We start from the raw sequence: 19,871 nt of genomic DNA, 5'->3' as shown, positions 1-19,871 counted from the left end.
TGGGCGGCTTTCAAGCATTCCTTCATACGCCTAGCGACGCTTCCTCGCCATTCCCTGCAGACACAAATGTCCCAGCGCACACGCCGGGGCTTCGTTGGGCGTAACCGTAATTAAAAAACCGGAGAACCCAGTGCTTTTGTCTCTCAAGGGAAATTTCCCATCCGCCATTCTGGCGCTCGCAGACGGCACGGTCTTTATTGGCAACTCGATTGGTGCGCAAGGCACCACCGTTGGCGAAGTCGTTTTCAACACTTCGCTGACCGGCTACCAGGAAATCCTCACAGACCCCAGCTATTGCCAGCAGATCGTGACGCTCACGTATCCGCACATCGGCAACTACGGTGTCAATCCTGAAGACGTCGAAGCTGACAAGATCCATGCCGCAGGTCTCATCATCAAGAACCTGCCTTTGCTGGCCAGCAACTTCCGAAGCACTCAGACGCTGTCCGAGTACCTGAGCGAAGGGTTGACCGTCGCCATCGCCAACATCGACACCCGCAAGCTCACGCGACTGCTGCGTGATCAAGGCGCGCAGAACGGCGCAATCGTGGGTCTGGCCGCTGGTGAAGAAGTCACCCAGGCCAGGATCGACGAGGCCATTGCCGCCGCCAAGGCCGCACCCAGCATGAAGGGTCTGGATCTGGCCAAGGTCGTGTCCACCGACAAGTCCTATCCATGGACCGAGGCCGAGTGGACGCTGGGTGAAGGCTACGGCAAGCTCGAATCGCCCAGGTTCAAGGTTGTGGCCTATGACTTCGGCGTGAAGAAGAACATTCTGCGCATGCTGGCCGAGCGTGGCTGCGACGTGACCGTGGTGCCTGCCCAGACGCCCGCCAAGGACGTGCTGGCCCTGAATCCGGACGGCGTGTTCCTGTCCAATGGCCCTGGCGACCCCGCGCCCTGCGACTACGCCATTGCCGCTGTGCAAGAGATCATGGCTGCCAAGATGCCTGTGTTCGGCATTTGCCTGGGTCATCAGATCATGGCTCTGGCCTCCGGCGCCAAGACCTTCAAGATGCAGAACAGCCACCACGGTGCCAACCACCCCGTCAAGGACCTGGACACCGGCCACGTCAGCATCACCAGCCAGAACCACGGTTTTGCGGTGGAACTGGAGTCGCTGCCCGCCAATGCCCGCGCCACGCACATCAGCCTGTTTGACGGCACGTTGCAAGGCCTGGAGCGCACCGATGTTCCCGCTTTCTGCTTCCAGGGTCACCCCGAAGCATCGCCCGGCCCGCACGATATCGGCTATCTGTTTGACCGCTTCACAGCGCTGATGGAGAAACACAAAAATGCCTAAGCGCAACGACCTAAAAAGCATTCTGATCATTGGCGCCGGTCCCATCGTGATCGGTCAGGCCTGCGAGTTTGACTACTCCGGCGTGCAGGCCTGCAAGGCCCTGCGCGAAGAGGGCTACAAGGTCATCCTGATCAACAGCAACCCTGCCACGATCATGACCGACCCGGCCACCGCCGACGTCACCTACATCGAGCCCATCACCTGGCAGACGGTCGAGAAGATCATCGCCAAGGAACGCCCCGATGCCATCCTGCCCACCATGGGCGGCCAGACCGCGCTGAACTGTGCGCTGGACCTGTGGAAGCACGGCGTGCTGGACAAGTACAAGGTGGAGCTGATCGGTGCCAAGCCCGAAGCCATCGACAAGGCCGAAGACCGTCTGAAGTTCAAGGACGCCATGACCAAGATCGGTCTGGGCTCCGCACGCTCCGGCATCGCCCACTCCATGGACGAAGCCTGGGCCGTGCAAAAGCAGATGGGCTTCCCCACCGTCATCCGCCCCAGCTTCACGCTGGGCGGCACCGGCGGCGGCATTGCCTACAACCCCGAGGAATTCGAAACCATCTGCAAGCGCGGTCTGGAGGCTTCGCCCACCAACGAGCTGCTGATCGAGGAATCCCTGCTGGGCTGGAAAGAGTACGAGATGGAAGTGGTGCGCGACACCGCCGACAACTGCATCATCGTCTGCTCCATCGAAAACCTGGACCCCATGGGCGTGCACACCGGTGACTCCATCACCGTGGCGCCGGCCCAGACACTGACCGACAAGGAATACCAGATCATGCGTAATGCATCTCTGGCCGTCCTGCGTGAAATCGGTGTGGACACGGGTGGCTCCAACGTGCAGTTCTCGGTGAATCCCAAGGACGGTCGCATGATCGTCATCGAGATGAACCCCCGCGTCTCGCGTTCCTCGGCACTGGCTTCCAAGGCCACGGGCTTCCCCATCGCCAAGATCGCGGCCAAGCTGGCCGTGGGCTTCACGCTGGATGAGCTCAAGAACGAAATCACCGGTGGCAAGACCCCCGCTTCGTTCGAGCCCTCGATCGACTATGTGGTCACCAAGATCCCGCGTTTCGCCTTCGAGAAGTTCCCCGCTGCCGACAACCGCCTGACCACGCAGATGAAGTCCGTGGGCGAAGTGATGGCCATCGGCCGTACCTTCCAGGAGTCCTTCCAGAAGGCCTTGCGCGGCCTGGAAGTGGGCGTGGACGGCATGAACGAAAAGACCCAGGATCGCGAAATCCTGGAAAAGGAACTGGGCGAGCCCGGTCCCGACCGCATCTGGTATGTGGGCGACGCTTTCGCTGCCGGCTGGTCGCTGGACGAGGTGCACAACATCACCAAGATCGACAAGTGGTTCCTGGTGCAGATCGAAGAGATCGTCAAGATCGAACTCGAGCTGGACAAGCTCTACGAAGAAAAGGGCGAAGGCGCCCTGGCGGCTCTGGATGCCCAGACCCTGCGCAGCCTCAAGCAAAAGGGCTTCTCCGACCGCCGCCTGGCCAAGCTGCTGCACACCAGCGACAAGGCCGTGCGCGAAGCGCGCAAGGCGCTGAAGGTGCGTCCCGTCTTCAAGCGCGTGGACACCTGCGCGGCAGAGTTCGCTTCCAACACCGCATACATGTACTCCACGTATGACGAAGAGTGCGAAGCCGCTCCCACGGACAAGAAGAAGATCATGGTGCTGGGCGGTGGCCCGAACCGTATCGGCCAGGGTATCGAGTTTGACTATTGCTGCGTGCACGCCGCCATGGCCATGCGCGAAGATGGTTACGAAACCATCATGGTCAACTGCAACCCCGAGACAGTGTCCACCGACTACGACACCTCCGACCGCCTGTACTTCGAGCCCCTGACGCTGGAAGACGTGCTGGAAATCGTGGACGTGGAGCAGCCCGAAGGCGTGATCGTGCAGTACGGCGGCCAGACGCCTCTGAAGCTGGCCCTGGGCCTGGAGCGCGAAGGCGTGAAGATCATCGGCACCACGCCCGACATGATCGATGCTGCCGAGGACCGCGAGCGCTTCCAGAAGCTGCTCAACGAACTGGGTCTGCGCCAGCCTCCCAACGCCACTGCGCGTACCGAAGCCGAAGCCCTGGAAAAGGCAGCCGGCCTGGGTTACCCCCTGGTGGTGCGTCCTTCCTATGTGCTGGGCGGCCGTGCCATGGAAATCGTGCACGAGCAGCGCGACCTCGAGCGCTACATGCGCGAAGCCGTGAAGGTCTCCAACGACTCTCCCGTGTTGCTGGACCACTTCCTGTCCAACGCCATCGAGTGCGACGTGGACTGCGTGCGCGACAAGACCGGTGCCGTGTACATCGGCGGCGTGATGGAGCACATCGAGCAAGCCGGCGTTCACTCCGGTGACTCCGCCTGCTCGCTGCCCCCTTACTACCTGAAGGCCGAAACCGTCGCTGAGATCAAGCGCCAGACCGCAGCCATGGCCGAAGGCCTGCATGTGGTGGGCCTGATGAACGTGCAGTTCGCCATCAAGGAAGCGGACGGCCACGACGTGATCTACGTGCTGGAAGTGAACCCCCGTGCCTCGCGCACCGTGCCCTTCGTCTCCAAGGCCACCGGCGTGCAACTGGCCAAGGTGGCTGCACGCTGCATGGCCGGCGATACACTGGCCGAGCAGGGCATCACCAAGGAAGTCACACCGCCTTACTTCAGCGTCAAGGAAGCCGTGTTCCCGTTCGTGAAGTTCCCTGGCGTGGACACCATTCTCGGCCCCGAGATGAAGTCCACCGGTGAAGTCATGGGCGTGGGCAAGACCTTTGGCGAAGCCTTTGTGAAGAGTCAGATGGGCGCCGGCGTGCACCTGCCTGCCGAAGGCAAGGTCTTCCTGTCGGTGAAGAACAACGACAAGACCCGTGCCGTGGCCGTGGCCAAGGAACTGGTTGCCATGGGCTACAGCCTGTGCGCCACACGCGGCACGGCTGCAGCGATTGCTGAAGCTGGCCTGGAAGTGCAAGCGGTCAACAAGGTGACTGAAGGCCGTCCTCACATCGTGGACATGATCAAGAATGGCGAAATCGCCCTGGTCATCAACACCGTGGAAGAGCGCCGCAACGCCATCGCCGACTCGCGCCAGATCCGTACCAGCGCACTGCTGGCACGTGTGACCACCTTCACCACCATCTTCGGCGCGGAAGCGGCCGTGGAAGGCATGAAGGCCATGCGCGGCAGCCTGGACGTGCACTCGGTGCAAGAGCTGCATGCCATGCTGACCAAGGCCTGAAAAGGCTGACGCCCGAAGCAGCCCGCAAGGGCTGCCGGGTTTTTACCGCACTTGTGCCGCGGCAAACACGGCATAATCTGCGGTAATGTATTTGAACCGCCGCGCGGCAACGTGCGGCGGTTTGCTTTTGGGGCACAGGCCCCTGTTTGACGTTGTCACTCAGGCCTGTGCGAGAGGTGCCGCGCTGGGCGCGGCGTTTGCTGAATTTGGAGACTCGATCATGGCCACCATCCCAATCACCAAGCGCGGAGCAGAAAAGCTCAAGGTGGAACTGCAACGCCTGAAGACGGTGGATCGTCCCGCCGTCATTCAAGCCATTGCAGAGGCCCGTGCCCAGGGCGACCTGAGCGAAAACGCCGAATACGAATCCGCGAAGGAGCAGCAGGGCTTCATCGAGGGTCGCATCATCGAGGTCGAAGGCAAGCTGTCTGCCGCGCAGGTGATCGATCCTACCGAGCTGGATGCCGGCGGCCGCGTTGTGTTCGGTGCGACCGTGGACCTGGAAGATGAAGACAGCGGCTCGGCCGTGACCTACCAGATCGTGGGCGAGGACGAGGCCGACCTCAAGCACGGCCTGATCAATGTGTCCAGCCCGATTGCCCGCGCCTTGATCGGCAAGGAAGAGGGCGATACCGCCGTGGTGCAGGCACCTGGCGGCGAGCGTCGCTACGAGATCGTAGGCGTTAAATATATTTGACCACCCCTGAGGCGCTTTGCGCCTTCCCCTCAAGGGGACGACAGCTTCGCTGCGGGGCGGCCCTTGCTTGCTGTCTCTGCTGAATTGGGTGTCGCGCCGATTACCTGGATCAGTAACTATGTTTGAACGCTTGCCTTTCTTTTTTGCGGCTCTGTGGTGGGGCAGCCTGAGCGCCATCGGCTTTGTGGCTGTGCCCATGCTGTTTGCCCATCTGCCCACGCCGGCTCTGGCGGGCTTTATGGCTGCCAAGCTGTTTGCGGCGCAGACATGGATTTCCATAGCGTGTTGCGCTCTCCTGCTGGTGTTTGCAAAGCGGAAACATGCTGAAAAGCTTGAACAATGGGCGCAAGCAGCTATCGGTTTTGTGATCGCAGGCATGCTGCTGGCCCTGCTGGTGCAGTATGGCGTGTCGCCCAAGATCGTGGCGCGCGAGAATCTCAAACTTTGGCACAGCGTGGGCACTGGCATGTATGCGCTGCAGTGGCTGTGCGCCGCCATCGTGCTGTGGCGTGTGGCGGGTGCCCGCAAGCCGGCTTGATCCAGTGCAAGCCCGCTCCGACTGCGGGGAGTACACTGCCGAAGCCATGGAATCTCAAATCGTAAAAATCGACGCGACCGACTGGAGCAATGTCCAGGGGCGCGATGAATGGACTGCTGCTGTCGAGGCCGGCAAGGTGCTGTACTTTCCCCGGCTGGGCTTCCAGCTGACCGAGCAGGAAAAAGCGCTGCTGCGCCCCGATGTGCGCGATCCCAAGACGCGCAATATCAGCCTCAATGTGGATGGCTCGATCAAGGGCGTTGCGGGCGACGAGGCCATGCAGGCGCAGGTGGCGGCCATGGTCGGACGCTTTCGCGAGCAGGCCACGGCGCTGATCGCCGGCCTGTTCCCCGCCTATATGCCGGTGGTACGCATGGCTCCCACCAGCTACCGCCCTTCGCAGGTGGAAACGCGGGCGCAGTCCTGGCGTGCCGACGACAAGCGCATGCATGTGGATGCCTTTCCTTCGCGGCCCAACTATGGCGAGCGCATTCTGCGCGTCTTCACCAATGTCAATCCGGATGGCCAGCCCCGGGTCTGGCGAGTGGGCGAGCCGTTCACCGATGTAGCCAAGCGTTTTGTGCCGCGTGCCAAGCCCTACAGTGCCTGGCAGGCCAAGGCGCTGGAGCTGCTGCATGTGACCAAGTCCTATCGCAGCGAATACGATCATCTGATGCTGCAGTTGCATGACGGCATGAAGGGCGATCCTGACTATCAGAAAAATGCTCCCCAGGAGACCGTGCCTTTCGCGGCAGGTTCCACCTGGGTGTGTTTCTCCGATCAGGCAGTGCATGCCGTCATGTCGGGGCAGTACATGCTGGAGCAGACCTTGTTTCTGCCGCCAGGCAGCGAATACAACCCGGCTGCCAGCCCGCTGTCCATTCTCTCGCGCATGAAGGGGCATCCGCTGGTTGATGCCAAATATCGCTGATCCATCGGTAAGGCAGGCACAAAAAAGGCGTTGAACCTCGCGGTCAACGCCTTTTGTTTTTACGGCTGCATCGGCAGCCAGTCAGCCCCAGGCCTTCTCTATCCACCTGGCGGGCTCGATATGGCGAAAGCGCTTGTTGCGACGGCCTTCCAGGGCATCGGGCGGGTTCACCTCGCCGTGGAAGATCACGATGCGCGCATCGGCCGGCGGCACTGGCTCCTTCCAGTAGTTGCTGGGCCAGGTCGGAATGCAGTAGTACTTGAAGCTGGGGCACCAGGCGGCAGGCCAGTAGTCGAGCTTGCCCTGCTTGTGCAGAAAGTGTGACAGATACTCCTGCTCGTTGCGGTACTTGCCGCGCATCTCTTCGGTGTGCGAGCGGAAATGCTCCAGCACATCGGCATGGGCGCCCAGCTCGAAGCGGTAGACCGATGAGTTGCCGACAATGCGTTCGCCAAAGCGCCAGAAACGCGGATAGTCGTGAATGATGCGGAACTCGCCGGGCAGCGTGAAGAACTCGTCGAGGCTGCCCACAATCACCACGTCCAGGTCCAGGAACAGAGCCTGACCCTTGAGGCCATGCAGGTCGCGCTCGAAGGTGGTGAGCTTCTTCCAGGCGCCGTCACGCTGGCCGGGCGCCAGATGGATGTTCAGGTCGGGGATGGGAAAGCACTCCACTTCGGAGCGAATCCCCTCTGTGCTGTCGGTCAGGCAGACAAAGCGAAAATCTCCGCTGAGATGGCGGCGCACCATGGCATAGAGTCGGTTGACGTACTCCGGGCCGTATTTGGTGCCCCATTTCATGCAAAGAATGTGGCGTTGCTGCTGTGTGGTCTGAGCCATGGCTTGGTGGTCTAGGCGAAGAAAAAAGGCGGGTGGGCGGGCGGATCGGCAGATCAGTCCTGACGGCCTTTCTTGACCGACTTCTGCTTGGGCTTGGCGCGCTTGATGGTGCCGCCGGCGGTCAGGCGCTGGTTGCCCAGCACACGCAGCTGCTTGACTTCGGGCTTCTGGCCGGCGCGGCCGAACTTGAGCACCTTGACGTCGCGAGGACCGGGCATGCGGTCTTCGTCAAAGGCCTTTTCCTTTTCGGGAATAGGGCGCCACAGCACCAGCAGCTTGCCGATGTGCTGGATGGGAGCTGCGTTCAGCTCGTCGCAGAGTTGTTGGTAGATCTGCTCGCGGGCTGCACGGTCGTCGCCGAAAACGCGGACCTTGATCAGACCATGGGCATTGAGTGCGGCGTCCACTTCCTTTTGAACGGCAGTGGTCAGACCATCGCCACCGATGAGGACGACGGGGTCCAGATGGTGGGCTTCGGCGCGGTGTTCCCGGCGCTGTGCGGGAGTTAATTCAATTTGGGGCATACCCGTATTATCAAGGCTGCGAGAATTCAGGCATGAAAACCAAAACCAAAAGCAAGAAGGTCAATAAGAATTGGCTGCACGATCACATCAATGATCCGTATGTGAAAGCTGCCCAAAAGGACGGCTATCGTGCGCGCGCGGCCTACAAGCTCAAGGAAATTGACGAGTCGCTCAAGCTGATTCAGCCCGGCCACACCGTGGTGGACCTGGGTTGCGCGCCCGGCGCCTGGAGTCAGTATGTGCGCCGCCGTCTCTCGCCCAGCGGTGCGGCTGTGGGCGAACTCAACGGCCGCATCATCTCGCTGGACCTGCTGCCCATGGAGCCCATCGAGGGCGTGCATTACATCCAGGGCGACTTTCGTGAAGAGGCGGTGCTGGCGCAACTTGAAGAGGCCATGGGCGGCGGCAAGGCCGACGTGGTGGTCTCGGATATGGCGCCCAATCTGTCGGGCCATGGTGCCACGGACGGTGCGCGAGTTGCGGTGCTCATCGAGATGGCCGTCGATTTTGCGATCAACAACATGAAGCCCGAGGGCGCGCTGGTGGTCAAGTTGTTCCACGGCAGCGGCTATAACGAGCTGGTGGATCTGTTCAAGCAGACCTTCAAGGTGGTCAAGCCCATCAAGCCCAAGGCATCGCGCGACCGGTCTGCCGAGATTTTCCTGGTGGGGATGGGTCTCAAGCAGGGCTCTTGACGGAGTTGCCGGCTTGCATAGGGGCATTTGACCTCATGGTTTGCTGCAGCAAACCAGTGAAACTGATAGCGCAAAGCCTTGATAAAACACAGGCTTAGGGCCGATTGCCCGCAGGGCCGTACCTTGCCTATGGCCGCTATAGGGGGAAATAGGCGTCCTGGGCGCTTGAAACACCTAAAATGAACCTCAACTAGGTCTGGAGTCCCCTCCGGGCCTTTACGTCTGAATATTCCATTGGAGCCCCGCTTGAACAATCAGTGGTTTTCAAAAGTCGCCGTCTGGCTGGTCATCGCCATGGTGCTGTTTACGGTGTTCAAACAGTTTGACACCCGAGGTGCTGGCGGTGCCTCTCATGTTGGCTACTCGGAATTCCTGGAGCAAGTGCGCAACAACCGTATCAAGAGCGCCACCATTCAGGAAGGTGCCGGTGGTACCGAGGTCGTAGCCACCACCATCGATGATCGCAAGATCCGCACCACCGCCACCTACCTCGATCGCGGTCTGGTGGGCGACCTGATCAACAACAACGTCAAGTTCGACGTCAAGCCACGTGAAGAAGGCTCGCTGCTCATGACGCTGCTTGTGAGCTGGGGACCCATGCTGCTGTTGATCGGCGTATGGGTGTACTTCATGCGCCAGATGCAGGGCGGCGGCAAGGGCGGCGCCTTCAGCTTCGGCAAGTCCAAGGCGCGCATGCTCGACGAGAACAGCAACACCGTTACCTTTGCCGATGTGGCGGGTGCCGATGAGGCCAAGGAAGAAGTCAAGGAAGTCGTGGACTTCCTCAAGGACCCCAACAAGTTCCAGAAGCTCGGTGGCCGCATTCCCCGCGGTCTGCTGCTGGTCGGCCCTCCCGGTACCGGCAAGACGCTGCTGGCCAAGTCCATCGCGGGCGAAGCCAAGGTGCCTTTCTTCTCGATCTCGGGTTCCGACTTCGTTGAAATGTTCGTCGGCGTAGGCGCAGCCCGCGTGCGCGACATGTTCGAGAACGCCAAGAAGAATGCACCCTGCATCATCTTCATCGACGAAATCGACGCCGTTGGCCGCCAGCGCGGCGCCGGCATGGGCGGCGGCAATGACGAGCGCGAGCAGACTCTGAACCAGATGCTGGTCGAGATGGATGGTTTCGAGACCAATCTCGGCGTGATCGTGGTGGCGGCAACCAACCGCCCCGACATTCTCGACGCCGCCTTGCTGCGTCCCGGTCGTTTCGACCGCCAGGTCTATGTGACGCTGCCTGATATCCGCGGCCGCGAGCAGATCCTCAATGTCCACATGCGCAAGATCCCCGTGGGCCAGGACGTGAACCCCGCCATCATCGCGCGCGGCACGCCCGGCATGTCGGGTGCCGATCTGGCCAATCTCTGCAACGAAGCTGCGCTGATGGCGGCACGCCGCAATGCGCGCACCGTGGAGATGCAGGACTTCGAGAAGGCTAAGGACAAGATCATCATGGGCCCCGAGCGCAAGACCATGGTCATGCCCGAGGAAGAGCGCCGCAATACGGCCTACCATGAAGCCGGCCATGCTCTCATCGGCAAGCTGCTGCCCAAGTGCGATCCCGTACACAAGGTCACCATCATCCCGCGCGGCCGTGCGCTGGGCGTGACCATGAGCCTGCCCGAGAAGGACCGCTACTCCTATGACAAGGAGTACATGCTCAACCAGATCGCCATGCTGTTTGGTGGGCGCATTGCCGAAGAAGTGTTCATGAACCAGATGACGACTGGTGCGTCGAACGACTTCGAGCGTGCGACCCAGATCGCCCGTGACATGGTGACGCGCTACGGCATGAGCGATGCGCTGGGCACCATGGTCTACTCCGAGCAGGAAGGCGAGCCTTTCCTGGGCCGAACCTTCAGCCGTGGCTCCAATCTGTCCGAGTCCACCATGCAGAAGGTGGACGACGAAGTGCGTCGCATCATCGACGAGCAATATGCTCTGGCGCGCAAGCTGATCGAAGACAACAGCGACAAGATGCATGCCATGGCCAAGGCCATGCTGGACTGGGAAACGATCGACGCCGAGCAGCTCAACGACATCATGGCAGGCAAGGAGCCTCGTCCTCCCAAGGACTGGACGCCTCGCAACCCACCCTCGTCGGATGGTGGCAATTCCTCGGGAGGCAATCCCGCATCGAATGCCGAGCCTTCGCCGACTACGGCTTGAGCGCCAAGCCTCATACACAAAAGGTCCCTCAGGGGCCTTTTGTTTTTGCACTCTCAGATATCGGAAGATTTATGTCGCAACAGTGGCAAACCTCGCGTTTTCTCTTGCAGCTCGACAAGCCTCAGGTCATGGGCATCGTGAATGTGACTCCGGATTCCTTTTCGGACGGAGGCAGGCATGCCGGTGTATCCCAGGCCATGGCTCATGCGGAGCGGCTTCTGGAGCAAGGGGCGCATATTCTGGATATAGGTGGCGAGTCCACCAGGCCGGGCTCGCCCGCTGTGAGCCTTGAAGACGAGCTGGCTCGCGTTCTGCCCGTGCTGCGCGAAGCCGTCAAGCTCAACGTGCCCATCTCCATCGATACCTACAAGCCCGAAGTCATGGCCGCGTCTCTGGATCTGGGGGCGGACATCATCAACGACATCTGGGCGCTGCGCCAGCCCGGTGCCTTTGAGGTGGTGAGCAGGCACGCCAGCTGTGGCGTGTGCCTGATGCATATGCACAAGACACCGCAAGACATGCATCTGGAGCATATGCAGGGCGATGCCGTGGTTCAAGTTCGGGACTTTCTGCTGCAGGTGACTCAGCCTTTGCTCGAGGCCGGCGTTGCTCGCTCCCGCATCGCCTGGGACTACGGTATTGGTTTTGGCAAGAGCGTGGTACAAAATTTTGCCTTGCTTGCACATCAGCGTGAGCTGCTGGGCCTAGACTTCCCCCTGCTGGCGGGCTGGTCGCGCAAGGGCTCCCTGGGGCAGGTGACCAGCCTGCCTGTGGATCAGCGCATGGTGCCCAGCGTCGCGGCGGCATTGCTGGCGGTCGAACGTGGGGCCAAAATTGTGCGTGTCCACGATGTGAGGGATACGGTGGCTGCGCTGGCAGTCTGGCAGGCCATGCATGATGCGCAAGCGCTGCAGGCATGATGACAGAGATATTGAATCTAAAAAGGACAACGAGAATATGGCACGACAGTATTTCGGCACCGACGGGATTCGCGGCACGGTGGGCAAGTCGCCCATCACGCCTGACTTTGCCCTGCGCCTGGCGCATGCCGTGGGGCGCGTGTTGCGCCGCACGCAAGAGCGCCCTCTGGTGCTGATCGGCAAGGACACCCGCATCTCCGGCTACATGCTGGAGAGTGCACTCGAGTCGGGCTTCAACTCTGCCGGTGTCGATGTCATGTTGCTTGGCCCCTTGCCGACACCGGGCGTGGCCTATCTGACGCGCGCCCAGCGCGCCAGCCTGGGGGTGGTGATCAGTGCCAGCCACAACCCGTTCTATGACAACGGCATCAAGTTCTTCAGTGCCGAGGGCACCAAGCTGCCTGATTCCTGGGAAGAGGATGTGGAAGCCGCTCTCAAGGAAGATCCCGTCTGGGTGGATTCAGCCTCTTTGGGCAAGGCGCGACGTCTGGCCGATGCCGCCGGCCGTTATATCGAGTTCTGCAAAAGCACTTTCGATCACAGCCTGTCATTGCGCGGCCTGAAGATCGTAGTGGATGCGGCCCATGGGGCGGCCTATCAGATTGCTCCCAAGGTCTTTCACGAACTGGGTGCCAATGTGGTGGAAATAGGCTGCTCGCCGGACGGCCTGAATATCAATGAGGGAGTTGGCGCGACCCATCCCGAAGCGCTGGTGAGGGCGGTGCGAGCCAACAATGCCGACTATGGCGTGGCGCTGGACGGCGATGCCGACCGCCTGCAGCTGGTCGATGCGCAAGGCCGCCTCTACAACGGCGACGAACTGCTCTATCTCATGGCGGCCGATCGCCTGGCTCGCGGCGACGTAGTCAGCGGTGTGGCTGGAACCCTGATGACCAATATGGCGGTGGAGCAGGCGCTCAAGGAGCAGGGCGTGGGTTTTGTCCGTGCCAAGGTGGGGGACCGCTATGTGCTGGAAGCGCTCAATGCCAAGGGCTGGCAGCTGGGCGGCGAAAGCTCGGGCCACCTGCTGGCGCTGGACAAGCACACGACCGGTGACGGCCTGGTCAGCGCACTGCAGGTGCTGCAGGCCTGCGTGCGCTCGAAGAAGACCATTGCCCAGTGGCTGGAGTCCGTGAAGCTGTTTCCCCAGGTCATGATCAATGTGCGCTTGCAGCCTGGCCAGGACTGGAAGAGCAACGCCAAGCTGCCTGGTGAGCAGGCAGCGGTCGAAAGGCTGCTGGGCAGCGATGGCCGTGTACTGATCCGTCCCAGCGGTACCGAGCCCCTGGTGCGAGTCATGGTCGAGGCCAGGAGTGCGGACATGGCCAGCAACTGTGCCGAGCGCCTGGCCGAGGTGGTCAGGGCCAGCTGAAGTTGTGCAAACCCTGATGACTGTCATGAACAATGATGACAGTCATCTTTTGGTCATCTAATTGTCATAAACCATGGGCAGACTGCGGACATGCCCTCAGGGGTGCTTCAAGCTTTCGCAGGCTGCTGCCACATGTCCCAATCCGTATCTGGTTCCGACTCTTTTTTTCCCACTTCCATCACTTCATCTTCAGGGCAGGATCCGGCTGCAGTTTCTTCAGTGACCTCGCAGACCGACAGTCAGGTGCATGAGGCGGGACCTGCCTCCCTGGGTCTGGCGCATATCTCGCTTGTGTCTCCCGTTACGACGGCGGTCGTCAACTCCGCGAGCGAGCCGGCTGCAGTTGCGCAAGCCGGGGCGGCCGGGCACCATGGTGTGCCCGGTGCCGTTTCCGACGCTGCGACACCGGTTTCTTCTGCCCCTGCCAAAGCGCCGCGCCGACGCCGAGCGGCGTCCAAGAACGAGGTAGCCATGCCGCCTGTGATCGAGCCGACTCTGGAGCTGCTGGACCGCGATCAAAGCATTCTGGTCTTCAATGAGCGCGTGCTGAACTGGGCCGAGCGCGAGGATGTGCCGCTGCTCGAGCGCCTGCGCTATCTGTGCATCGTGTCTTCCAATCTCGACGAGTGGTTCGAGGTGCGCTGCGCCCCCCATGTCTCGGCCGCCAAGGTCGGTGATGAACAGGGGCCGTACTCGCGCGCCAGCTTCGAGCGACTGATGACTACGGCCCACGGCCTGGTTGCCAAGCAGTACCAGCTCTATAACCAGTCCATCATTCCCGCGTTCGACAAGCATGCGATTCGCCTGGTTTCTCACGGCGAGCGCAGCGTGGCGCAGCGCAAATGGGTGCGCGAGTACTTCATGCGCGAGGTTCAGCCCTTGCTGATGCCAGTGGGGCTGGATCCGTCGCATCCCTTTCCGCAGGTCGCCAACAAGGCCCTGAATTTCATCGTGCGCCTCAATGGTGTGGATGCCTTCGGGAGGGCCAATGAAGTGGCCATCGTCAAGGTGCCTCGTGCCTTGCCGCGCCTGATCCGCCTGCCCGAGAAGATCTCGGGCAAGCAAAAGCTGTTTGTCAGCATCTCCAGCGTGGTGCGTGCCCATCTGGCCGAGTTGTTCCCGGGGCGCGAAGTGTCGGAGTTCTCGCAGTTCCGTGTCACCCGCCACTCCGATCTGGCCGTGGATGAAGACGATGTGGTCGACCTGCGCATGGCCCTGCGCCAGGGCCTGCACCACCGCCACTACGGCCAGGCGGTGCGTCTGGAGGTGTCCTCGTCCTGCTCGGTGGTGCTCTCTGACCTGTTGCTGGAGCAGTACGGGCTGCCCGCCGAGGCGCTGTTCCGCGTCAAGGGGCCGGTGAATCTGGTGCGCCAGATGCAGCTGATCGATCTGGTCGACGACCCGGCCCTGCTGTTTCCCAAGTGGAAACCTGCCTGGCCCACGCAGCTCGTGCCCGGCCGCTCCATCCTGGCGCAGATGCGCAAGAGCGACATCATCATTCACCAGCCCTTCGAGAGCTTTGATGGCGTGCTGGAGTTGCTGCGCGAGGCCGTGAACGATCCGCAGGTGCTGGCCATCAAGCAGACCATCTACCGCACGGGCACCGACTCCGAGATCATGAGCCTGCTGGCCGAGGCTGTGAGCCGCGGCAAGGAAGTGCTGGCCGTGCTGGAGCTCAAGGCACGCTTTGATGAAGAGGCCAACATCAATTGGGCGGAAAAGCTGGAGTCGCTGGGCGTGCAGGTGGTGTACGGCGTGGTTGGCCTCAAGACCCATGCCAAGATGCTGCTGATCACGCGTCGTGAAAAGCGCAACAACCAGCTCAAGCGCTATGCGCATCTGTCCACGGGCAACTACAACGCCCGCAGCGCGCGCCTTTACACCGACATCAGCCAGCTGACCTGCGATGACGAGATCACGGCCGATATGGATGCGGTATTTCGCCACCTGTCCAGCCATAACACCATGCCCAAGCTGCAAAAGCTGGTCATGGCGCCGTTCCATCTGCAAAACCGCATGCTGGAGCTGATCGGCCTGGTGGCCGCCGCAGCGGCGCGGGGCGAGAAGGCGCGCATGGTGCTCAAGATGAATGCGCTGACCGATGAGCCCCTGATTCGCGCCCTGGTAGAGGCCGGTCGCAAGGGCGCGCAGATCGATCTCATCGTGCGCGGCTCCTGCATGCTGCCGGCACAGCGCCCGGGCGTGACGGACAATATCCGCGTGCGCTCCATCATCGGCCGTTTTCTGGAACATTCACGCGTCTTCTACTTTGCCTGGGGGCAGGAAGAAGAGCTGTTGCTGTCCAGTGCCGACTGGATGAATCGCAATATGCTCAGCCGCGTGGAGCTGGCCTGGCCGGTGCTTGACAAGAAGCTGCGCCAGCGCGTGATCGACGAGTGCCTGGTGGCCTATCTGGGCGACGACCGCGATGCCTGGACGCTGGATGCCTCGGGCATTTACCAAAAGCCTGTGCGTCCGCTGGAGGGCAAGGGCGCCCAGCAGGCCCTGATGGTGCGCTACGGCAGCAAGAGCGTTTGAATACGCTGAAAAGAGGAGCGTCTTGCGCCTGATATGCAATGTTTTCAGATATTTCTAGGACGTGTTGAGATTTAACGTGAATTGATCACAGCCGATGCCAGCGTGATGACAGCAGCGAAGCTGCTGTCTGTCTTGTCGCTGCGCATTGCAATGCGCTTGAACTCCTTGAGCTTGCAAAAGAAGTTCTCGATCAAGTGCCGCCACTTGTAGACCTCTATATCAATCTGCAAGGGCGCTCGACGATTGGCCTTTTGTGCAATCACCACTTGGCAACCCTGTGCCAGCAAGTGTTGCTTCAGCCAGTCTGCGTCAAACGCTTTGTCGGCCAGCAATGTCCGCAGGTCTATGCCTTCGAGCAGCTGTTCTACACCTTGAAGATCATGCCGTTGGCCTGGCAGCAACACAAATCGGATCAAGTTTCCAAGGGCATCCGTCAGCGCCAATATCTTGGTGGTCAAACCACCTCGACTGCGACCTATGGCCTGGCTCGCAGACCCCCTTTTGCACCCTGTCCATGCCTGTGCACTCGCACAATCGTTGCATCCACCATCACGTATTCCATGTCCGGTTGATCGCTGACCGCGTCAAACAGCTTTTGAAAGACATCAGCTTTGACCCAGTCGCGAAACCGTTTGAAGACGGTGTTCCACTTGCCAAATTCAGGCGGCAGATCTCGCCAAGGGCTACCTGTACGCGCAACCCAAAGCACTGCTTCCAAGAACAGTCGATTGTTGGAGCCACTGCGTCCTCGATCCCCAATCTTCCCTAAACACAATGGGCTCATACGAGCCCATTGTTCATCTGTCAAAACGTATCGCATCACAGCGCGATTGTGACGCCACCCCGGAAGGTAAAAATCAAATCTCAACAGACCCTAGTATTGAAATCATTGTTTGACAGGTGCTTGCAGCTATCTTTTTGAGGGGGCTCTACAGAGCAAAAGACAAAGGGACTGCCTCGCAGTCCCTTTGTCTTTTGCAGGCCGCGCTGCGGCCTGGCTGGTGATATCAGCGCAGCTGCAGCTTGAGGCTCCAGGGCGTCTTGCTCCAGGCCATGGCTTCCTCCTCGAGCAGGCGGGCGGATTGCGGGTAGGTCAGCATCCAGCCCGAAGGAGTGGAGAGCTTGCATTCCGAACCCGAACGCTTGATCTGCATGCCCTGCATGTCAGGGTCGCGGCGGGTATGGCTCAACTGCACGGCAATGCGCAGTGCCATCAGCGGCAGGGCCAGCTGCGGCTCTTCGATGGCGTCCTCCAGCTTGCGCAGCTTGCCCTGGTGACCCAGCACCAGCTGACAGATGCGCTGGCGCAGCTCGGGCTCCCAGGTGGCCAGGCCACAATGCTCGACGATATAGGCGCCGTGACGGTGATAGTCGCTCAGGGCCACGCGCATGCCCACCTCATGCAGCTGCGCGGCAATGGCCAGGGCCTGAGTGCTCAGCGGTGCGGTTTCTGCGGGCAGGATTTGCTGGCACAGCTGGGTGGCAATGCGCTGCACGCGCTGGGCATGGGGTACGTCCACGCCGAAGTCCAGCTGCAGCGCGCCGACTTCCGCGGCTTCCTTGTCGGCAGGGGGCTCATGGTCGAGCAGGTCGTGCAAAGCTCCCTGGCGCAGTGCGCCCTGTGCGACTTCCAGCTCGGTAATGCCCAGCAGGTCGACCACGGCCATCATCACGCTGATGCCGCCTGCGACCACCGGGCGGCGATCTTCCTTGAGGCCCGGCATGCGCAGGCGCTCCACATGACCGATGTCCAGCAGCAGCTCGTAGAGGTAGCGCAGCTTGGCGGGCGTGATCACCTGTCCGTCCAGGCCCTGGGCTGTGAGAGCATCGGCCACGGCGTTGGCCGTGCCGGAGGAGGCATAGGCGCAGTCCCAGGCCGTGCCCGGGTAGGCGAACTGGGCCTGGGTCAGGCATTGCTTGGCGGCGGCAACGGCGGCCTGGAAGTTGGCCTTGTTCAGTGCGCCGTCGCTGAAGAAACGGCTGCTCCAGGAGACGCTGCCCAGTGCGAACGATGCCACTTGCAGGGGCTGGCTGTGCTGGCCGATGATGATTTCGGTGGAGCGTCCGCCAATGTCGATGACCAGGCGTTTTTGCTGGCTGGGCGGCAGCGAGCTGGCCACGCCGCGATAGATCAGCCGGGCTTCCTCCTCGCCGGCAATGACTTCGATGGGAAAGCCCAGCAACTGGCTACCACGCGTCACGAATTCGTCGGCATTCAGTGCCTCGCGCAGAGTCTGGGTGGCTACAGCGCGGACATGCGAGGCATCAAAGCCCCGGAGGCGCTCGCCAAAGCGAGCCAGGCATTCCCAGCCGCGCTCCATGGCTTCGCGGGAGAGTTCCTGGCGCGAGTTCAGGCCATTGCCCTGGCGCACGGTTTCCTTGAGATATTCCACACGCTCGATGCGTTGATGCGAGCCGATGCGGCCTATTTCAAGGCGAAAACTATTGGAGCCAAGGTCTACGGCGGCAAGCAGCGATTCAGGAGCCATTTCTGAGCCAATCAATGCGTTGTTGTTATGCGGGTTGGGGCACGGGCAGAGCATGAGCGTGATGGAACTGGCGACACATGCACTGGGCAGTGGAATATGCAATATGGGCCGTCATCGAGCTTGTTGGGCGCTGGGTTCAACCTCTGCCAAGTCAGGTATTTGCAGGTTTTTGCCGGATTGGGCCGTCAGAGTGCGGTCACGCTGTGTGACAGACTATGTCATACATTGCCGGCGATCAGACTCCAGCCTTGCGACAAGCTGTTACCCGGGTCGGGTCTGAGGGTCAAGGCTCAGCAGTTTGCGAATGAAATATGACACTCGCATGACTGCGCTGGAGGTCTTTCACTCGGTTGCGCCTTGAAATTTTCATGTCACGACCTTGTCATAAAAGGTTTTTAAAGTTCACTCCATCGAATCTTTCAACCCTAAGAGGTCGTTTCATGAAGTTGTCCTTGATTCACGTTCTGGTGGCTGGTGCTCTGTCTGCAGCGGGTATTGCCAACGCCAGCCAGGAAGCCACAGGTGCCGGTGCGAGCTTCCCGGCTCCTCTGTATTCCAAGTGGGCTGCCGACTATCACAAGGCCACCGGCGTCAAGATTAACTATCAGTCCGTGGGTTCCAGCGCCGGTGTCAAGCAGATCGAAGCCAAGACCGTGGACTTCGGTGCTTCCGATGAGCCCCTGAAGGATGAGGAACTGGCCAAGAAGGGCCTGGTTCAGTTCCCCACCGTGATCGGCGGCATTGTTCCCGTGGTCAACATCAAGGGCGTGGCTCCCGGCCAGCTGAAGCTGTCGGGCCAGGTGCTGGGCGATATCTACCTGGGCAAGATTTCCAAGTGGAATGACCCCGCCATCACGGCTCTGAACCCCGGTGTGGCGCTGCCTGACGCGGCCATCGCTCCCGTGCGCCGCGCTGACGGCTCCGGCACCACCTTCGGCTTCACCAACTACCTCTCCAAGGTCAATGCCGAGTGGAAGGAAAAAGTGGGCGAAGGCAAGGCCGTGAACTGGCCCACCGGTGCCGGCGGCAAGGGTAACGAAGGCGTTGCCGCCTTTGTGGGTCGCCTGCCCAACTCCATCGGCTATGTCGAGTACGCCTATGTGAAGCAGAACAAGCTGACCTACACACAGCTGCAGAACAAGGAAGGCACTTTTGTCTCTCCTGACGACGAGACCTTCAAGGCGGCTGCTGCTGGCGCTGACTGGGCCAAGAGCTTCTACCAGATCCTGACCAACCAGCCCGGCAAGAACGCCTGGCCCATCACCTCGGCAACCTTCATCCTGATGCACAAGACTCAGGAAAAGCCTGCTCAGGCCGCCACCTCGCTGAAGTTCTTCGACTGGGCTTACAAGCAAGGTGACAAGACTGCCGCCGACCTGGACTATGTGCCCATGCCCGACGCTGTCAAGAACGTGATCTTCAAGTCCTGGAACGACATCAAGGACACTTCGGGCAAGGTTGTTTCCAAGTAATTTCGTGTCATCAGTGAGCAGCGGGCTGCCGTGCCGGACGGTATGTTCGCTGCTTGTTTCAACCCTTTGCGAATAAAGGCGCTCACGTGTCCACTACGTCGCCCTCCAGTTCGCTGGCTGCAGCCCCCACCGATGCCGC

At 60.9% G+C, this 19,871-nt stretch carries 14 protein-coding genes and 1 pseudogene; 11 read left to right on the top strand and 4 right to left on the bottom strand.

What is annotated here, in order from left to right; translation table 11 throughout:
* Positions 1-130 precede the first annotated feature (130 nt).
* From carA to F0P97_RS18845, 5 genes are all read left to right on the top strand, one after another.
* Complete coding sequence (gene carA, locus F0P97_RS18865; protein WP_182283498.1) at positions 131-1,303, top strand: glutamine-hydrolyzing carbamoyl-phosphate synthase small subunit; 1,173 nt, start codon at positions 131-133, stop codon at positions 1,301-1,303.
* Complete coding sequence (gene carB / locus F0P97_RS18860; RefSeq protein WP_182283497.1) at positions 1,296-4,547, top strand: carbamoyl-phosphate synthase large subunit; 3,252 nt, start codon at positions 1,296-1,298, stop codon at positions 4,545-4,547. Before carA ends, carB begins: the two co-directional genes overlap by 8 nt.
* A 220-nt stretch (positions 4,548-4,767) precedes the next feature.
* A complete protein-coding gene (gene greA / locus F0P97_RS18855) occupies positions 4,768-5,244 on the top strand; it encodes a transcription elongation factor GreA (RefSeq protein ID WP_003053437.1) in 477 nt (158 codons plus the stop codon).
* A gap of 118 nt (positions 5,245-5,362) precedes the next feature.
* Positions 5,363-5,782, top strand: coding sequence for a DUF4149 domain-containing protein (locus F0P97_RS18850; protein ID WP_182283496.1), 420 nt, complete (start codon positions 5,363-5,365; stop codon positions 5,780-5,782).
* Positions 5,783-5,828: 46 nt separating this feature from the next.
* Complete coding sequence (locus tag F0P97_RS18845) at positions 5,829-6,713, top strand: Kdo hydroxylase family protein (protein ID WP_182283495.1); 885 nt, start codon at positions 5,829-5,831, stop codon at positions 6,711-6,713.
* An 81-nt stretch (positions 6,714-6,794) separates the two neighbouring features.
* Here F0P97_RS18845 and F0P97_RS18840 read toward each other — a convergent pair whose 3' ends face one another.
* Both F0P97_RS18840 and F0P97_RS18835 read right to left on the bottom strand, forming a co-directional pair.
* Positions 6,795-7,553, bottom strand: a complete 759-nt coding sequence (locus F0P97_RS18840) for a glycosyltransferase (protein WP_182283494.1) — start codon at positions 7,551-7,553, stop codon at positions 6,795-6,797.
* A gap of 53 nt (positions 7,554-7,606) precedes the next feature.
* On the bottom strand, positions 7,607-8,077 hold the full coding sequence (locus F0P97_RS18835; RefSeq protein ID WP_003067342.1) for a YhbY family RNA-binding protein: 471 nt from the start codon (positions 8,075-8,077) through the stop codon (positions 7,607-7,609).
* A gap of 32 nt (positions 8,078-8,109) precedes the next feature.
* Between F0P97_RS18835 and F0P97_RS18830 the strand changes: the two genes are divergently transcribed.
* From F0P97_RS18830 to ppk1, 5 genes are all read left to right on the top strand, one after another.
* Positions 8,110-8,772: an RlmE family RNA methyltransferase gene (locus F0P97_RS18830; RefSeq protein WP_003053442.1), complete on the top strand. Its 663-nt coding sequence runs from the start codon at positions 8,110-8,112 to the stop codon at positions 8,770-8,772.
* A 246-nt stretch (positions 8,773-9,018) separates the two neighbouring features.
* Positions 9,019-10,941: an ATP-dependent zinc metalloprotease FtsH gene (gene ftsH / locus F0P97_RS18825; RefSeq protein WP_182283493.1), complete on the top strand. Its 1,923-nt coding sequence runs from the start codon at positions 9,019-9,021 to the stop codon at positions 10,939-10,941.
* A gap of 71 nt (positions 10,942-11,012) precedes the next feature.
* Complete coding sequence (folP, locus tag F0P97_RS18820) at positions 11,013-11,861, top strand: dihydropteroate synthase (protein ID WP_182283492.1); 849 nt, start codon at positions 11,013-11,015, stop codon at positions 11,859-11,861.
* A 37-nt stretch (positions 11,862-11,898) separates the two neighbouring features.
* Positions 11,899-13,233, top strand: coding sequence for a phosphoglucosamine mutase (gene glmM / locus F0P97_RS18815; RefSeq protein WP_182283491.1), 1,335 nt, complete (start codon positions 11,899-11,901; stop codon positions 13,231-13,233).
* 471 nt (positions 13,234-13,704) lie between these two features.
* Positions 13,705-15,771, top strand: coding sequence for a polyphosphate kinase 1 (gene ppk1, locus F0P97_RS18810; protein WP_182287250.1), 2,067 nt, complete (start codon positions 13,705-13,707; stop codon positions 15,769-15,771).
* A gap of 71 nt (positions 15,772-15,842) precedes the next feature.
* Here ppk1 and F0P97_RS18805 read toward each other — a convergent pair.
* Both F0P97_RS18805 and F0P97_RS18800 read right to left on the bottom strand, forming a co-directional pair.
* A pseudogene (locus F0P97_RS18805) lies at positions 15,843-16,555 on the bottom strand (IS5 family transposase).
* Between the two features lie 223 nt (positions 16,556-16,778).
* On the bottom strand, positions 16,779-18,260 hold the full coding sequence (locus tag F0P97_RS18800) for a Ppx/GppA phosphatase family protein (protein WP_046462525.1): 1,482 nt from the start codon (positions 18,258-18,260) through the stop codon (positions 16,779-16,781).
* Positions 18,261-18,700: 440 nt separating this feature from the next.
* Between F0P97_RS18800 and pstS the strand changes: the two genes are divergently transcribed.
* Entirely contained in the window at positions 18,701-19,732 is a 1,032-nt protein-coding gene (pstS, locus tag F0P97_RS18795; RefSeq protein ID WP_182283489.1) for a phosphate ABC transporter substrate-binding protein PstS, read from the top strand.
* Positions 19,733-19,871: the final 139 nt, after the last annotated feature.

Source organism: Comamonas testosteroni (assembly GCF_014076415.1).
Classification (GTDB): Bacteria; Pseudomonadota; Gammaproteobacteria; order Burkholderiales; family Burkholderiaceae_C; genus Comamonas; species Comamonas testosteroni_F.
This window is presented reverse-complemented; position numbering and strand designations above follow the sequence as displayed.

What these genes read in the sequence shown, in the direction of transcription:
- carB (WP_182283497.1), top strand. Translation starts at nt 1,296, where the DNA reads ATGCCTAAGCGCAACGACCTAAAAAGCATTCTGATCATTGGCGCCGGT.
- greA (WP_003053437.1), top strand. Translation starts at nt 4,768, where the DNA reads ATGGCCACCATCCCAATCACCAAGCGCGGAGCAGAAAAGCTCAAGGTG.
- F0P97_RS18850 (WP_182283496.1), top strand. Translation starts at nt 5,363, where the DNA reads ATGTTTGAACGCTTGCCTTTCTTTTTTGCGGCTCTGTGGTGGGGCAGC.
- F0P97_RS18845 (WP_182283495.1), top strand. Translation starts at nt 5,829, where the DNA reads ATGGAATCTCAAATCGTAAAAATCGACGCGACCGACTGGAGCAATGTC.
- F0P97_RS18840 (WP_182283494.1), bottom strand. Translation starts at nt 7,553, where the DNA reads ATGGCTCAGACCACACAGCAGCAACGCCACATTCTTTGCATGAAATGG.
- F0P97_RS18835 (WP_003067342.1), bottom strand. Translation starts at nt 8,077, where the DNA reads ATGCCCCAAATTGAATTAACTCCCGCACAGCGCCGGGAACACCGCGCC.
- F0P97_RS18830 (WP_003053442.1), top strand. Translation starts at nt 8,110, where the DNA reads ATGAAAACCAAAACCAAAAGCAAGAAGGTCAATAAGAATTGGCTGCAC.
- folP (WP_182283492.1), top strand. Translation starts at nt 11,013, where the DNA reads ATGTCGCAACAGTGGCAAACCTCGCGTTTTCTCTTGCAGCTCGACAAG.
- glmM (WP_182283491.1), top strand. Translation starts at nt 11,899, where the DNA reads ATGGCACGACAGTATTTCGGCACCGACGGGATTCGCGGCACGGTGGGC.
- ppk1 (WP_182287250.1), top strand. Translation starts at nt 13,705, where the DNA reads ATGCCGCCTGTGATCGAGCCGACTCTGGAGCTGCTGGACCGCGATCAA.
- F0P97_RS18800 (WP_046462525.1), bottom strand. Translation starts at nt 18,260, where the DNA reads ATGGCTCCTGAATCGCTGCTTGCCGCCGTAGACCTTGGCTCCAATAGT.
- pstS (WP_182283489.1), top strand. Translation starts at nt 18,701, where the DNA reads ATGAAGTTGTCCTTGATTCACGTTCTGGTGGCTGGTGCTCTGTCTGCA.